This window comes from Leclercia sp. Colony189, from assembly GCF_009740165.1.
GTDB lineage: Bacteria > Pseudomonadota > Gammaproteobacteria > Enterobacterales > Enterobacteriaceae > Enterobacter.
Genome location: NZ_CP046557.1, coordinates 3,255,221 through 3,271,077, shown reverse-complemented (window position 1 = coordinate 3,271,077; position 15,857 = coordinate 3,255,221). Strand labels below are relative to the sequence as shown.

Below are 15,857 nucleotides of genomic sequence, written 5' to 3'. Positions count from 1 at the left end.
CGACAAAGGGCCGGTTTCCGGCCCTTTTCTTTTGTCGCGGCGCTGAATTGCAGACAACCGAACGTTGCGACGGCGGCGATTTACCGCTACCTTAACCCATTCCTTGTCAACCTGACGGCGGAGCCTCGCCCCCTTGAAATACCTCGTCTCCTTTCGAACCACGCTGAAAGTTTCTCGCTATCTTTTTCGGGCGCTGGCGCTCCTGATTTGGGTGCTTATCGCGCTATTTTCGGTGTTTTACATCGTCAATGCGCTGCACCAGAAGGAGGCGGAGATCCGTCAGGAGTTTAACCTCAGCTTCGACCAGTCCCAGCGCTATATTCAGCGCACCGCGGACGTCATGAAGGAGCTCAAGTATATCGCCGAGAATCGTCTGACGGCGGAGAATGGCGTTCTGGCTATCCGCGGGCGCGACAGTAAGGCGGACGTTCCCAACTTTGAGCCGCTTTTCCCCGACTCTGACTGCTCGGCGATGGGCTCCGCATGGCGGGGATCGCTGGAGTCACTGGCCTGGTTTATGCGCTACTGGCGCGATAACTTCTCGGCAGCCTATGACCTGAACCGCGTCTTCCTGATTGGCAGCGAAAATCTCTGTATGGCCGATTTTGGCCTGCGCGATGTGCCGGTGGATCGTGACAGCGCGCTGAAAAGCCTGCACGAGCGGATCATCAAGTACCGTAACGCGCCGCAGGATGAACGCGGTAATAATCTGTTCTGGATAAGCCAGGGGCCGCGTTCAGGGGTAGGGTACTTCTATGCCCTGACGCCGGTCTATCTGGGCAACCGTCTGCAGGCGATGCTCGGTATCGAGCAGACTATCCGCATGGAGAACTTTTTCACCCCGGGTAATCTGCCGATGGGCGTCACCATTCTTGATGAAAATGGTCACTCTCTTATTTCGCTGGCCGGGCCGGAATCGCGGCTGAAGGTTGATCCTCGCTGGATGCAGGAGCGCTCATGGTTTGGTTACAGCGCCGGTTTTCGTGACCTGGTGTTGAAAAAAAGCCTGCCGCCTTCGTCGCTGAGCATTGTTTACTCCGTACCGGTGGATATGGTGCTGGAGCGTATTCGGATGCTGATCCTCAACTCGGTACTGCTGAACGTGCTGGTGGGGATTGCGCTATTTACCCTCGCGCGGATGTACGAGCGTAAAATCTTTATTCCGGCGGAGATCGATGCCCAGCGTCTTGAAGAGCATGAGCAGTTTAACCGTAAGATTGTTGCCTCTGCGCCGGTGGGGATCTGTATTTTACGCACCCTTGACGGGACCAACATCCTCAGTAACGAGCTGGCGCATAACTATCTCAATATGCTCACCCATGAGGACCGACAGCGGCTGACGCAGATTATCTGTGGGCAGCAGGTCAACTTCGTCGATGTCCTGACCAGTAACAACACCAACCTGCAGATAAGCTTTGTCCATTCGCGCTATCGCAATGAGAACGTGGCGATCTGCGTGCTGGTGGATGTCTCCGCGCGCGTCAAAATGGAAGAGTCATTGCAGGATATGGCCCAGTCCGCCGAACAGGCCAGCCAGTCGAAATCGATGTTCCTTGCTACCGTCAGTCACGAATTGCGTACTCCGCTCTACGGGATTATCGGTAACCTCGATCTGCTGCAGACCAAAGAGTTACCGCGTGGCGTTGACCGTCTGGTGACGGCGATGAACAACTCCTCCAGCCTGCTGCTGAAAATCATCAGCGACATTCTCGACTTCTCTAAAATCGAGTCCGAGCAGCTAAAAATTGAACCGCGCGAATTCTCGCCGCGCGAGGTGATGAACCATATCAGCGCCAACTACCTGCCGCTGGTGGTGCGTAAGCAGCTGGGGCTGTACTGCTTTATTGAGCCAGACGTGCCGCTAACGTTGCAGGGCGATCCGATGCGCCTGCAGCAGGTGATCTCCAACCTGCTCAGCAACGCCATTAAGTTCACCGATATGGGCTGCATTGTGATGCATGTCGCCAAAGCAGGGGACTACCTGAGCATTCGCGTGCGCGACACCGGGGTGGGGATCCCGGCAAAAGAGGTGGTCAAACTCTTCGACCCGTTCTTCCAGGTGGGGACGGGGGTTCAGCGCAACTTCCAGGGCACCGGGCTGGGGCTGGCGATCTGTGAAAAACTGATCAGCATGATGGACGGCGATATCTCGGTGGATACCGAACCGGGCATGGGCAGTCAGTTTACTATCCGTATTCCACTTTATGCGGCGCAGTCTCCGGGCAACATGCTGATTGAGGGATTAAGCGATAAACGCTGCTGGCTGGCGGTGAATAATGCCTCGCTGTATGCCTACCTGGAGTCTCTGCTGGGCTCATACGGCATTCGGGTGTCGCGCTACGCCGGCCAAACCCCGGACGCGGAAGATATGCTTCTCACCGACGATGAGCTGACGAAGCCGTGGCAGGGTAAAGCGGCGGTGATCTTCTGCCGGCGCCATATCGGTATCGCCCTGGAGCGTGCGCACGGCGAATGGGTGAACAGCGTGGCCTCGCCACATGAGCTGATTACGCTGCTGGCGCGCATCTATCGTGTGGAAATGGACAGCGCGGACGGAACAGCCTCGCTGCCGTCGCCGGAATCTGAGCAGTCGTTGAATGAGGATATGATGATCCTGGTGGTGGACGACCATCCGATTAACCGCCGCCTGCTGGCCGATCAGCTCGGCTCGCTGGGCTATCAGTGTAAAACGGCGAATGACGGCGTGGATGCCCTCAATGTGCTGAGCAAAAACCATATCGACATTGTCCTGAGTGATGTGAACATGCCGAATATGGACGGCTATCGCCTGACCCAGCGTATCCGTCAGCTCGGTCTGACGCTGCCGGTGGTGGGTGTCACCGCTAACGCGCTGGCAGAGGAGAAGCAGCGCTGTCTGGAATCGGGGATGGATAGCTGTCTTTCCAAGCCGGTAACGCTGGATGTCCTGAAACAGACGCTATCGGTATATGCGGAGCGGGTGAGAAGAGCGCGGGGATAAAAAAAGCCCAGAAATGGGCTTTTTTATTATTGCCGTGTGGCGCTGACGCTTACCCGGCCTACGCTACCTGTAGGCCCGTGCAAGCGAAGCGCCGCCGGGCATGTAGCTCATTACTCTTTATCCGCCGGACTCAGGGTCACGGAAGAGAGATAGTTCAGCAGGGCGATATCGTTCTCCACACCCAGCTTCATCATCGCCGATTTTTTCTGGCTACTGATGGTCTTGATACTGCGGTTCAGCTTCTTGGCAATTTCGGTTACCAGGAAACCTTCGGCAAACAGACGCAGGACTTCACTCTCTTTTGGCGACAGGCGTTTGTCACCGTAACCGCCGGCGCTGATTTTTTCCAGCAGGCGGGAGACGCTTTCCGGCGTGAATTTTTTCCCTTTCTGCAGCGCGGCCAGCGCTTTCGGCAGATCGGTCGGCGCGCCCTGTTTCAGGACGATGCCTTCGATATCGAGATCCAGAACCGCGCTTAAAATCGCCGGGTTATTGTTCATGGTCAGCACGATGATCGAAATGCTCGGGAAATGGCGCTTGATGTATTTGATCAGCGTAATCCCGTCACCGTACTTATCTCCAGGCATGGAAAGGTCGGTGATGAGCACGTGCGCATCAAGCTTAGGCAGGTTATTAATCAGTGCTGTGGAATCTTCAAATTCGCCAACTACATTCACCCACTCGATCTGTTCAAGTGATTTGCGAATACCGAACAGTACAATCGGATGGTCATCGGCAATAATTACGTTCATATTGTTCATGTATAGGGCTACCTTGCTACAGCAAGCTTTTGACGTAGGCGTCAATGTCGCTGATGTATTTTTCTATGCTGGCGGCATCTTTCTCACGAATAAGATGTTCCAGCGTTTCACATAATTGCTTGCCTGGAACCAGATTAAGCATGGCAAACACCCCTTTGAGCCGGTGTGCTGTCTGAGCCAGCGCCGCGAAGTCGTTCACGGCCGATTCAGTATACAACCTCTTAACATCATCTGGAACTGTGTCTACAAAGAGCGAATAATATCCGCTGGCATGAAGTTCAGCATTTTCATTGCCGCCCAGTGGGGATTCCGGGATCGTTTCCTGCGCCAGTTGCTCTTCTATTAGTTGTAGTACAGCTTCCTGCATAGCATTGCTCATATTAAAGTTGACGCGCACCTGGCCGGGGCCAATTTTCCGCACGCCTGGCTCATCATCGCTTAAAAGCAAGCCCGAGGCAGTAAGATTAGACGGATTATCTGTTAAAAAGAGATCATATTCTTGACTTGCCAGCCGTTCGTCCGGCGAGATACAGCTCGCACCCCAGTTTTCCAGCTGACGAACCACAATATTACGGATCTCATTTGAGGTCACATCCACCATTATTACCACATCATCCAGCAGGCGTTCATCCTCCTCCGCATCCTGCGGGCTGGCCGCCATTTTAACGTGAAGAGAGTAACGGGTGCCCAGCGACTCACGCGCTTTGATATTCAGATGGCCGCCAAGCTTACGCGCCAGCTGATCGCAGAGCCAGAAGGTGAGGGCATTGGCTTTGCCATAGTTGTCGCCCTGAGTCTCGTTGAGGAACGGGAAGTGCAGGTTATCAATTTCGCTGGCCGTCACCCCTTCGCCGGTATCCAGAATGCGGAAGGTGAGGCGGTCGTCAGCCGATTCATCGCTGCTCACTTCAAGGGTAATTTTGCCGATCTGGGTGGTAGTGACCGCGTACTGGATCAGCATCAGCAGAATGCGGCGCAGGGCGTCGCGGTCGCCATGACGCTCATCGTTCGCGCGCAGCGGATTGTTGATCAGCAGTTGAAGCCCTTTACGCTTGATGACTGGCAGTACCTCCGGCACCACTTCATCAATCAGATCCTGAATGGAAAACAGCGACGCCGTGCTCTTCCAGGTATCATTTTCCAGCATGTTGGCAAGCTGGATCTCATCCACCAGCCGTACCAGCGTATCGGCATGAGCGGACAGCTGCATGCTCTCCGGGGTGGATAAATGGGCGGCTTCGCTGGCAAGCGCCTTCAGCGGCAGCTTGAACGCTTCGCCGATATTTTGCATAAACGCTGCGCGGCCCTGCTGGTTTTTCTCATACAGCCTTTGCGCCTGCTTGAGCTTTTTATTCACCAGCACCTCGCGATCCTGATCGCGAATAATGAATATTTGCGTGCGCGACGCCACCTGGCTGCGGAACTGGCGGATCTCGTACAGCTCATTATTAATCGTGGCCTGAATCACCCCCTGGTGCTGATCCGCCATGCTGGTGATGTTTTGCAGATTCAGGTGGGGCAGCAGGTGGTCGGCGATTTTGTTGCTGATCACCGTGCGGTTAGCCTCCTGATCGTGCACCAACAGGCCGAGCGGCAGCACAGAGACAATCTCTTCATTCAGCGCGCGCAGGACGCGCAGCTCATTATGGGTACCGGCTGCCACGGGAACATCGCTCTGGCGACCCGGCTGCGAACGGAAGGTGCTGTAACCGAACAGCGCCAGCGCCAGCAGACCAATATTGAGCAGCAGCGGCAACAGGATATTTTGCAGCGTATCCAGCAGCAGCGTGCCGAAAGGCACCTGCCAGACCAGACGCATGCCGGTGGTGTTCAGGGCGGAAGCAATTTCGATTTTCGAACCATTAAAGGAGATGGAGACGCTGTCAGGGCTCTCTTTATCCGTTGGCGCGCGCATATTTTGCACGCTATTGTCCTGCTCCAGGCGGAAACTTTCCAGCGGCATATCCGGCGGGATCAGATCGTTGATGGGCAGATCAAAGGCCACCACCGTGGCCAGATGGCCCGGCTGATTGAACGTCGTACGCAGGGTGAAGTAGTGGCCATTTTGCCATGCCAGTCGGCGCAGGGAGGAGAAACTTTCGCGCTCATCCAAAGCGTTAGCCTGCTGGAGCATCTCCGCGCGACGGGAGTCGACAATATTACCCACCGTAGACTCTTTAAACCCGGAAGAGAGATCTTTAAGTGGCAGGGTGGAGATCAGGATCATGCTGTTGTCCTGACCGTTGAGATAGTACATCGACCAGGGAACAGTCTCCGCGCCCCAAAGCGTATCCAGATAGGTCGACATGCGCTGGGTCATCTCCAGCGTGGCGCTGTCGTGGGAACCGAAAATCAGGGCTTCGGTTTTGCGTCGCGTCTTCTCAAGATAGTAGACGTCCTGTTTCAGGCGCGTCTCCTGCAAACCTTCAGCAGAGGAGGTGGTAGGGGTTGCCGCGATGTTGTCATAAATCTGCCAGGTGGCGTAGCGCCAGGTGTCGATGCGTTTATGCAGCGCGTGGCTGATATCGACAATCTGATAGCTGCGGTCTTTGAGCCAGGTGTTCACGGCGCTCTGCACCATTACGCCCATGGTCACTAACAGCACAACGATCAATAGAAGAAAGAAACGAGTAATGCTGCCCGGGAGCAGGGAAAACTTGTTCGCGGCTGTGGTTTCAGACTGACTCATTAATGTGTTTAACCCGTTATGGCTGCGCTTCAGGCGAATAGGGCAGTATAAAGCGTAATAATCGAATTTCCAGCCTCACGCCACTACCGGGGCTGACTTTTTCATGTCGCTGTGAGACGAAAATGGACTGTTTTAAATCTGTACGCTCAGATAAAAATTGTACAAATAAGTCCCAATATAGGAAAAAAATAGCACGAATAAACAAGAAATTAAAATCACCATGAAATTTATGCGCCTAAAAATAGCAAGCGAAGATTTAATTAATAGTCGTTATAGTTTCAGGCAGGTAGCACAAATTATTCAAGTTTGCGTAAAGATGAGTAAAAAAAAACCGAATGCATTGCATTCGGTTCAATTCTGGATAAACAGACATTCAAATCTGAATGACGGTAATAAATAAAGTTAATGATGATAGCGGTAAATATTTTAGTCGCCGCTGCGGTTTTTGTTTTATCAATCAGTGCTATAATTTGTTTTTGGATAACTAACTGATTTTTATGATTTATTTTGTGTTTTTGATTATTGGTGCTCTATTTTTTAACTAAATGTGTGGCCAAAAAGTTCCCCAAAATTTACAAATTGAAACATCTATGTGGCAATATGAAACATCTTAAAAGTTTTCGTATCATATTCTTATTGGATTATTCTGTTTTTTTGCGGAGAATGAACTTGCCGACTGGTTAAGAGGGTTAATCAGTAAGCAGTGGTAATAAAAGACATATAACAGAGGGTTAAAATAATGAAAGTTAAAGTACTGTCCCTCCTGGTACCAGCACTGCTGGTAGCAGGCGCAGCGAATGCGGCTGAAATTTACAACAAAGACGGCAACAAATTAGATCTCTACGGTAAAGTAGACGGTCTGCACTATTTCTCTGATGACGATGGCGCTGATGGCGATCAGACTTACATGCGTCTCGGCTTCAAAGGCGAAACTCAGGTTAACGACCAGATCACTGGCTACGGTCAGTGGGAATACCAGATTCAGGGCAACACCAGCGAGAGCGAGAACCAGTCCTGGACGCGTGTGGCCTTCGCAGGTCTGAAGTTCGCTGAAGCAGGTTCTTTCGACTACGGTCGTAACTACGGCGTAATCTATGACGTCACCTCCTGGACTGACGTTCTGCCAGAATTCGGCGGCGACACTTACGGTGCCGATAACTTCCTGCAATCCCGTGGTAACGGCGTTGCTACCTACCGTAACCAGGACTTCTTCGGTCTGGTTGATGGCCTGAACTTTGCTCTGCAGTATCAGGGTAAAAACGGCAGCGTCAGCGGTGAAAACGTGGGCGGTCGTAGCCTGCTGAAACAGAACGGCGACGGCTTCGGCGGCTCCCTGACTTACGATCTGGGCGAAGGCTTCAGCGTAGGTGCGGCAGCAGCCTCTTCTAAACGTACCGCAGACCAGAACGGTCCACGCGTTTACGGCCGTGGCGACCGTGCTGAAGTGTACAGCGGCGGCCTGAAATATGACGCAAACAACCTGTACCTGGCAGCGCAGTACTCCCAGACCTACAATGCAACCCGTTTCGGTGACTCTCAGTCCGACCGCGCTAATGCTGTTTACGGCTTTGCCAACAAAGCACAGAACTTCGAAGTGGTTGCACAGTACCAGTTCGACTTCGGTCTGCGTCCATCCGTGGCTTACCTGCAGTCTAAAGGTAAGGACATCGAAGGCAACGGCGACCAGGATCTGCTGAAATATGTTGATGTGGGCGCGACTTACTACTTCAACAAAAACATGTCCACCTATGTTGATTACAAAATCAACCTGCTGGATGAAAACGCCTTCACCGACCGTGCAGGCATCAGCACCGATGACATCGTAGCACTGGGTCTGGTTTACCAGTTCTAAGTCTTACGTACTCTTGCGAAAGGGGCCAAATGGCCCCTTTTTTTGGTTTTACCGTCAGGCCCTTACAAAGCCTGCTTTTTGGTGTACTCTTGCCGGTCTCAGGCTTGAGGATAATAACGAATGGAAATTACTTTTTTACGTGTCGGCTTGCTGGCAACACTTTTTATGCTGACCGCGTGTGACGCACCTGCTCCATCTGCAAAGAACGAAACCGCCGCCGCGACGGTGCTGGAAGGGAAAACGATGGGCACCTTCTGGCGCGTCAGCGCCATCGATCTCTCCGCTGCCCGGGCGGAAGAGCTGCGCGGGAAGATCCAGGCTCAGCTGGACGGCGATGACCAACTGATGTCCACCTATAAAAACGACTCCGCACTGATGCGCTTTAATCAGTCGAAGAGTACGTCGCCCTGGCCGGTGAGCGAAGCGATGGCGGACATTGTCACCGAATCGCTGCGGGTGGGCTACAAAACTAACGGCGCAATGGATATTACCGTCGGTCCCCTGGTTAACCTTTGGGGCTTTGGCCCAAACAAGCAGCCGGTGAAAACCCCCGATCAGGCGCAGATTGACGATGCCCGGGCGCAAACGGGGCTGCAGCATCTGTCCGTGATTAATCAGTCCGGCCAGCAGTATCTGCAAAAAGATATTCCCGATCTGTTTGTCGATCTCTCCACGGTGGGCGAAGGCTACGCCGCCGATCACCTGGCCCGGCTAATGGCCGAAGAGGGGATCTCGCGCTATCTGGTGTCGGTAGGCGGGGCGCTGGTCAGCCGGGGCATGAACGCCAGCGATAAGCCCTGGCGCGTGGCGATCCAGAAGCCGACCGATGAGCAAAACGCCGTGCAGGCCATTCTCGATATCAACGGCCACGGGATCAGCACCTCCGGCAGCTACCGCAACTATTATGAGCTGGACGGAAAACGCATTTCGCACGTAATCGATCCGCAGACCGGCCGTCCGATTACCCACAACCTGGTGTCGGTGACGGTAATCTCCCCGACGGCCCTGGAGGCCGATGCCTGGGATACCGGCCTGATGGTGCTGGGGACGGAAAAAGCCAAAGAGGTCGTGCGTCAGCAAGGGCTGGCTGTCTATATGATCACCCGGGAAGGGGAGGGCTTCAAAACCTGGATGTCCCCGCAGTTCGCCAGTTTCCTCGTTAACGGGAAGAATTAAAAAGCAAGGTTGCGGGTTTTTGTCGGCTGGCGCTCAGGCAGGCTATGAGTATGCTTACAGTAGGAGCCGATCATGAAAAAGCCGAACCTGAATAATGATGATGAACGCTGGCTGGCGGTGCTGGCCCGCGATGAGAGTGCCGATGGTCAGTTTGTGTTTGCCGTGCAGACCACCGGCATCTTCTGCCGTCCCTCCTGCCGGGCTCGCCATGCTCTGCGTGAGAATGTCCGCTTTTATCCTGATGCCCACCGTGCGGAGCTGGCGGGTTTTCGCCCCTGCAAACGCTGTCGCCCGGATCAACAGGACCCGCAGGCGCAGCGCGCCGCCACCATCGAAAAAGCCTGCCGGTTGCTGGAGCAGGAGCAACCTTTGACCCTTGAGCAGCTGGCGCAGCAGGTGGCGATGAGCCCGTATCATCTTCATCGTCTGTTCAAATCCTCGACCGGAATGACCCCGAAAGCCTGGCAGCAGGCGGCCCGGGCGAAACGGCTACGCCATGCCCTTGCGCAGGGGGATAAAATTACCGACTCCGTGCTGGCAGCGGGTTTCCCCGACAGCAGCAGCTACTATCGCAACGCCGATGCCACGCTGGGGATGACCGCGAAGCAGTACCGCAACGGCGGGGAAGAGACCACCGTGCGCTACGCCCTGAGCGACTGTACGCTGGGGCGGTGCCTGGTGGCGGAGAGCGTGCGGGGGATCTGCGCCATTTTACCCGGCGATGACGACAGCACGCTGATTGCCGAGCTGGAGACCCTTTTTCCTCACGCCCGGCGGGAACAGGCAGATGCCGCCTTTGCCGCCCGCGTCGCCCGGGTGATCGCCAGCGTGGATAACCACGCCGTGGCGCTCCCCCTGCCGCTGGATATTCGCGGCACCGCTTTTCAGCGCCAGGTCTGGCAAGCTCTGCGAGCCATACGTAGCGGCGAGACGGCAAGCTATCAACAGGTGGCAAACGCCATTGGCCATCCTGGCGCGGTGCGGGCGGTGGCCCGGGCCTGTGCCGCCAACACGCTGGCGGTTATCATCCCTTGTCACCGGGTGGTGCGTAGTGATGGTGGGCTCTCGGGCTACCGCTGGGGCACGGCCCGCAAAGCGGCGCTGCTGCGTCGGGAAGCGAAAAAAGAGGAGGTGTGATGCTCGATCTCTTTGCAGATGAACAACCCTGGCAGGAGCCGCTGGCGCCCGGTGCGGTGATCCTGCGCCGCTTCGCCCGGGCTGGGGCGCCTGCATTAATGCAGGCAATCGAACAGGTGGCTACCGTCTCGCCGTTCCGCCAGATGGTCACCCCCGGGGGCTACACCATGTCGGTGGCAATGACCAACTGCGGCGGGCTGGGCTGGACCACCAATCAGCGGGGCTATCTCTACTCCCCAAAAGACCCGCTTACCGACGCCCTCTGGCCGCCGATGCCGGAGGCGTTCGCTACCCTGTGCCACGATGCTGCCTGCGCGGCGGGCTACCCTGAGTTCCAGCCGGACGCCTGTCTCATCAACCGCTACGCCGTTGGGGCCAAACTCTCGCTGCATCAGGATAAAGATGAAGCGGACCTGCGGGCGCCGATTGTCTCAGTCTCCCTCGGCCTGCCGGCGGTATTCCAGTTTGGCGGATTACGGCGTAACGATCCCCTTAAACGTCTGCTGCTGGAGCATGGCGACGTGGTGGTCTGGGGTGGGGCATCACGACTGTTTTATCATGGTATTCAGCCGCTTAAGCCTGGTACGCATCCTCTTACCGGCGACTGTCGCTACAACCTGACCTTCCGCCAGGCGGCGGATAGCGAATAAAAATAAGAATTATTCTTGATGTAAACGGCGAGCAGTTTACACTGCTGGCTGTTTTTTCTTGTCTGGATTGCTCTGCATGGAACTCCTGTTACTGGTCTGGCGCCAATACCGCTGGCCGTTTATCGCGGTGATGGCATTGAGCTTGCTCAGCGCCGCGCTGGGTATTGGGCTTATCGCCTTTATCAACCTGCGTTTGATTGAAACTGTTGATACCACCCTGATGGTGCTGCCGGAATTTCTCGGTCTGCTGGTCCTGCTGATGGCCGTCACCCTCGGCTCGCAGCTGGCGCTCACGACGCTCGGTCACCACTTTGTCTACCGCCTGCGCAGCGAGTTCATCAAGCGGATTCTGGATACTCAGGTTGAACGCGTCGAGCAACTGGGCAGCGCCTCGCTGCTGGCCGGACTGACTAGCGACGTACGTTCGATCACCATCGCCTTTGTGCGTCTGCCGGAGCTGGTGCAGGGGATCATCCTGACCTTTGGATCGGCGGTCTATCTGGCCTGGCTCTCCACCAAAATGCTGGCCATCACTGCCCTGTGGATTGCGATCACCATCTGGGGCGGCTACCTGCTGGTGTCGCGCGTCTACAAACATATGGCGGTGCTGCGCGAAACCGAAGATAAGCTCTACAACGACTATCAGACGGTGCTGGAAGGGCGCAAAGAGCTGACCCTGAACCGCGAGCGCGCCGAGCACATCTTCAATAATCTCTATATCCCGGATGCCCGTGAGTATCGCCACCATATCGTCCGGGCCGATACCTTCCACCTGAGCGCGGTCAACTGGTCGAATATCATGATGCTGGGGGCGATTGGCCTGGTCTTCTGGATGGCAAACAGCCTCGGCTGGGCGGATACCAACGTTGCCGCGACCTATTCGCTGACGCTGCTGTTCCTGCGCACGCCCCTGCTCTCGGCTGTCGGTGCGCTGCCGACCCTGCTCAGCGCCCAGGTGGCCTTTAACAAACTGCGCAAGTTTGCCCTGGCGCCGTTCAAACCTGAGTTCCCGCGCCCTGAGGCCTTCCCAAACTGGCAGACGCTGGAGCTGCGCAATGTCACCTTCCAGTACCAGGACAATGCATTTTCCGTCGGGCCGGTAAATTTAACCCTTAAGCGCGGTGAGCTGCTGTTCCTGATTGGCGGCAACGGCAGCGGCAAATCGACGCTGGCGATGCTGCTGACCGGCCTGTATCAGCCCCAGTCGGGCGAGATCCTGCTGGACGGTAAACCGCTCAGCGCTGAAAAACCGGAGGATTACCGCAAGCTCTTCTCGGCGGTGTTTACCGACGTCTGGCTGTTCGATCAGCTGCTGGGCCCGGAAGGCAAGCAGGCCGATCCGGCGCTGGTGGAGAAGTGGCTGGCGCATCTGCAGATGTCCCACAAGCTGGAGCTACAGGATGGTAAAATCCTCAACCTCAAGCTGTCAAAAGGGCAGAAGAAGCGCGTGGCGCTGCTGCTGGCGCTGGCGGAAGAGCGTGACATTATTCTGCTGGATGAGTGGGCTGCCGACCAGGACCCACATTTCCGTCGCGAGTTTTACCAGGTGCTGCTGCCGCTGATGCAGCAGATGGGCAAAACCATCTTCGCCATCAGCCATGACGACCACTACTTTATCCATGCTGACCGTCTGCTTGAGATGCGCAGCGGCCAGCTGACGGAACTGACCGGCGCTGAGCGTGATGCCGCGTCGCGTGATGCGGTAGCCCGTACCGCCTGAGCGTAACTGTGCCGGGTGGCGGCTTCGCCTCACCCGGCCTGCGATCTTGTTTTCCCCGCCTGCTGTTTTTTTAACCTCTCCTCTCATCCGTTTATTAAAATTTACACAACCCCACGCTATGCTTAATGCCAACTTATTTAATGGATTGATATTTAATGTCTGGATTAACCAAAAACAGCGCACGGCTGCGCGATGAAGAGCGTGCGCGCCTGATCTGGCTGATGACCACCGACAAAGCGCTCACTTCCACCCTGCTGGGTAAACTGACCCTGGCTGAGCAATATGATGTCGGGACGTTAGCCGACGATATTGCTGAGGTAGGGGCGCTGGTAGCCCATTTGCCGCCGCCGGATCTCGCCGACACCCTCGAAGCGCTGCCCTCGGAAGAGCGCCACGCTTTGTGGCGGCTGGTAGAGGATCACGAGCGCGGTCAGGTACTGCTGGAAGCCTCCGAAAACGTCTGGGACGATCTGATCGACGAGATGAGCGACCAGGCCATTCTCGACGCGGTACGCACCCTGGATATCGACGACCAGCTCTACATGGTCCAGCACCTGCCGCGCAACCTGACCGGACAGTTGCTGGCGTCGCTGCCGCCTCAGGATCGTGCCCGGGTCCAACAGGTGATGCACTATGAGCAGGACCGCGTCGGCGCAATCCTGGAGTTCAGCGTCATTACGGTGCGCCCTGACGTCACGCTGGGCGCGGTCCAGCGCTACCTGCGACGTCTGGGCAAAATGCCAAAGAACACCGATAAGCTGTTTGTGACCTCACGGGATAAAACCCTGCTCGGCGAGCTTGAGCTACAGACCATCCTGCTTAACAGCACCCAGACCCTGGTCAGCGAGGTGATGGAAACGCAGCCGATGCTCTTTTCCCCGGAAGATGACGCCGAAAAAGCCGCCCGCACCTTTGAACGTGACAACCTTCTCAGCGCGGGCGTAGTAGACCCGGCGGGTAAGCTATTGGGGCGCCTGACCATCGATGAGATCGTCGACGTGGTCTACAAAGAGACCGATAACGATATGCGTGCCCTCGGCGGGTTAAGTGCCGAAGAGGATGTCTATGCCCCGGTGAGCAAGGCGGTGAAAACCCGCTGGGCGTGGCTGGCGATCAACCTCTGCACCGCCTTCATCGCTTCACGTGTCATTGACGGATTTGAACACACCATCTCCCAGCTGGTGGCGCTGGCCTCGCTGATGCCCATCGTGGCGGGCATTGGCGGCAATACCGGTAATCAGACCATCACCATGATCGTGCGCGCCCTGGCGCTTCAGCATATTCAGCCGGGCAACTTTACCTTTCTGATCCTGCGTGAGCTCGGCGTGGCGCTGATTAATGGCCTGGTGTGGGGCGGCATCATGGGGGGCGTGACCTGGTGGCTGTACGGCGATATGGCGCTGGGTGGGGTAATGACTCTGGCGATGGTGCTGAACCTGCTGGTGGCGGCGACGATGGGCGTTCTCATCCCGATGATCATGACCCGCCTCGGGCGCGACCCCGCAGTGGGGTCGAGCGTGATGATCACCGCCATTACCGATACTGGCGGCTTCTTTATTTTTCTTGGGCTGGCGACACTGTTTCTGCTGTAACGGCGTGTTTGCGTCGCAGGCGGGCAGGGAGGATCACCATCATGATAATCCCGCCTACCACGCCAATTGCCAGGTTGCCGGTTGAAACGGTGGCCCCGACGGTCACCAGCATCACCAGCGTTTCCGCAACCGGCGCGCCTTTCACCGTGGCAGGGCGAATGCTCTGCCAGTTGAAGGTCTTAATGGCGACAATCGCCATGATCCCCGCCAGCACCGCCATCGGAATTTTCGCCATCACTTCGCTCAGGGCGGTAACCAGCACCAGCAGTACCAGCCCGGCGGCAAAGGTGGAGACGCGGCTGCGGCCTTTGCCCATTTCGACGTTAACAATGGTCTGACCGATCATCGCGCAACCGGCGATCCCGCCAAAGAAGCCCGCCATGATATTGGCCACGCCCAGCCCCATGCTCTCGCGGCGCTTGCTGGACGGGGTTGCCGTCAGCTCATCCACCAGCTTCGCGGTCAGGAGCGACTCCATCAGGCCGACAAAGGCGATACTCAGGGCGCAGGGCCAGATAATGCTCAGGGTGTGCAGATTCAGCGGCACCAGCATCTGGGTGATCCCCGGCAGCCCGCCGCCGATAGAGCCTTCATCCCCCACGGTTGGCAGCAGCTGGCCGCTGGTGACGGTGAAGAGCGTCAGGACCACAATCGCGATCAGCGGGGAAGGGATACTTTTAATGTAGCGGGGCGCCCACAGCACAATCAGCAGGGTCAGGACGAACAGGCCGACAATCAGCGGGCTTCTGCTCCAGAAATGCGGCACCTGGGCAAAGAAAATCAGGATCCCGAGGGCGTTAACAAACCCGGTCATCACCGCCTGGGGAATAAAACGCATCAGACGCGCCATTCCCAGCGCGCCGAACAGGATCTGGATAAGCCCCGCCAGCAGCACTGCCGGCAGAATATACTGCGCGCCATGCTGATGCACCATCGGCCCAATCACCAGCGCCACGGAGCCCGCAGCGGCCGTCACCATCGCCGGGCGACCGCCCATCACCGACAGCGCCAGGCACAGCACCACCGAGGCGAACAGGCTCACCTTCGGATCGACTCCCGCTACCACGGAAAACGAGATCACTTCCGGAATCAGCGCCAGGGCGGTGATAACACCGGCAAGGGTTTCACGCATAAACAGCGATGGAGAGCGCAGGATAGAGAGCGCAGAAGGAGAAGCGTGTACTGAAGACATAGTTTTTCGCAGGTCAGGAGAATGAGTGCAGCCCAGAGCTATCTGTGCGCGCGATCACAAAGCGCTGCATAGTAGCGAGAAATGGCGCACTTTTCCAGCACCGGGTTA

9 protein-coding genes and 1 pseudogene are annotated in these 15,857 nt (G+C 56.4%); 7 read left to right on the top strand and 3 right to left on the bottom strand.

Annotation, left to right across the window (positions count from 1 at the left end; all coding sequences use genetic code 11):
* Positions 1-133: 133 nt before the first annotated feature.
* Positions 134-2,980: a two-component system sensor histidine kinase RcsC gene (rcsC, locus tag GNG29_RS15605; RefSeq protein ID WP_156654933.1), complete on the top strand. Its 2,847-nt coding sequence runs from the start codon at positions 134-136 to the stop codon at positions 2,978-2,980.
* Between the two features lie 110 nt (positions 2,981-3,090).
* On the opposite strand, the gene rcsB is transcribed toward rcsC, so the two are convergent.
* Together rcsB and rcsD are read right to left on the bottom strand one after the other, a co-directional pair.
* On the bottom strand, positions 3,091-3,741 hold the full coding sequence (gene rcsB, locus GNG29_RS15600; RefSeq protein ID WP_032612710.1) for a response regulator transcription factor RcsB: 651 nt from the start codon (positions 3,739-3,741) through the stop codon (positions 3,091-3,093).
* A 16-nt stretch (positions 3,742-3,757) separates the two neighbouring features.
* The gene (rcsD, locus tag GNG29_RS15595) at positions 3,758-6,430 is read right to left on the bottom strand and encodes a phosphotransferase RcsD (RefSeq protein ID WP_103180405.1); all 2,673 of its coding nucleotides are present in this window, start codon (positions 6,428-6,430) and stop codon (positions 3,758-3,760) included.
* 739 nt (positions 6,431-7,169) lie between these two features.
* Between rcsD and GNG29_RS15590 the strand changes: the two genes are divergently transcribed.
* The 6 genes from GNG29_RS15590 (at position 7,170) to mgtE (ending at position 14,557) form a co-directional block, all read left to right on the top strand.
* Positions 7,170-8,282 (top strand): porin OmpC, encoded by a 1,113-nt coding sequence (locus GNG29_RS15590; protein ID WP_103180403.1) that lies wholly within the window; start codon positions 7,170-7,172, stop codon positions 8,280-8,282.
* A 120-nt stretch (positions 8,283-8,402) separates the two neighbouring features.
* Positions 8,403-9,458 (top strand): FAD:protein FMN transferase ApbE, encoded by a 1,056-nt coding sequence (apbE, locus tag GNG29_RS15585; RefSeq protein ID WP_103180401.1) that lies wholly within the window; start codon positions 8,403-8,405, stop codon positions 9,456-9,458.
* Positions 9,459-9,530: 72 nt separating this feature from the next.
* Positions 9,531-10,595, top strand: coding sequence for a bifunctional DNA-binding transcriptional regulator/O6-methylguanine-DNA methyltransferase Ada (gene ada / locus GNG29_RS15580; protein WP_103180399.1), 1,065 nt, complete (start codon positions 9,531-9,533; stop codon positions 10,593-10,595).
* Complete coding sequence (alkB, locus tag GNG29_RS15575) at positions 10,595-11,245, top strand: DNA oxidative demethylase AlkB (protein ID WP_156654931.1); 651 nt, start codon at positions 10,595-10,597, stop codon at positions 11,243-11,245. The genes ada and alkB overlap by 1 nt, the downstream gene beginning before the upstream one ends.
* Before the next feature lie 76 nt (positions 11,246-11,321).
* Positions 11,322-12,965, top strand: a complete 1,644-nt coding sequence (locus GNG29_RS15570; protein WP_156654930.1) for a multidrug ABC transporter permease/ATP-binding protein — start codon at positions 11,322-11,324, stop codon at positions 12,963-12,965.
* 155 nt (positions 12,966-13,120) lie between these two features.
* The gene (gene mgtE, locus GNG29_RS15565) at positions 13,121-14,557 is read left to right on the top strand and encodes a magnesium transporter (protein WP_103180395.1); all 1,437 of its coding nucleotides are present in this window, start codon (positions 13,121-13,123) and stop codon (positions 14,555-14,557) included.
* Here mgtE and GNG29_RS15560 read toward each other — a convergent pair.
* Positions 14,520-15,819 (bottom strand): annotated as a pseudogene (locus GNG29_RS15560) (SulP family inorganic anion transporter). The gene mgtE and the pseudogene GNG29_RS15560 overlap by 38 nt on opposite strands.
* Between the last annotated feature and the right edge of the window lie 38 nt (positions 15,820-15,857).

What these genes read in the sequence shown, in the direction of transcription:
- rcsB (WP_032612710.1), bottom strand. Translation starts at nt 3,741, where the DNA reads ATGAACAATATGAACGTAATTATTGCCGATGACCATCCGATTGTACTG.
- rcsD (WP_103180405.1), bottom strand. Translation starts at nt 6,430, where the DNA reads ATGAGTCAGTCTGAAACCACAGCCGCGAACAAGTTTTCCCTGCTCCCG.
- GNG29_RS15590 (WP_103180403.1), top strand. Translation starts at nt 7,170, where the DNA reads ATGAAAGTTAAAGTACTGTCCCTCCTGGTACCAGCACTGCTGGTAGCA.
- mgtE (WP_103180395.1), top strand. Translation starts at nt 13,121, where the DNA reads ATGTCTGGATTAACCAAAAACAGCGCACGGCTGCGCGATGAAGAGCGT.
- ada (WP_103180399.1), top strand. Translation starts at nt 9,531, where the DNA reads ATGAAAAAGCCGAACCTGAATAATGATGATGAACGCTGGCTGGCGGTG.
- GNG29_RS15570 (WP_156654930.1), top strand. Translation starts at nt 11,322, where the DNA reads ATGGAACTCCTGTTACTGGTCTGGCGCCAATACCGCTGGCCGTTTATC.
- alkB (WP_156654931.1), top strand. Translation starts at nt 10,595, where the DNA reads ATGCTCGATCTCTTTGCAGATGAACAACCCTGGCAGGAGCCGCTGGCG.
- apbE (WP_103180401.1), top strand. Translation starts at nt 8,403, where the DNA reads ATGGAAATTACTTTTTTACGTGTCGGCTTGCTGGCAACACTTTTTATG.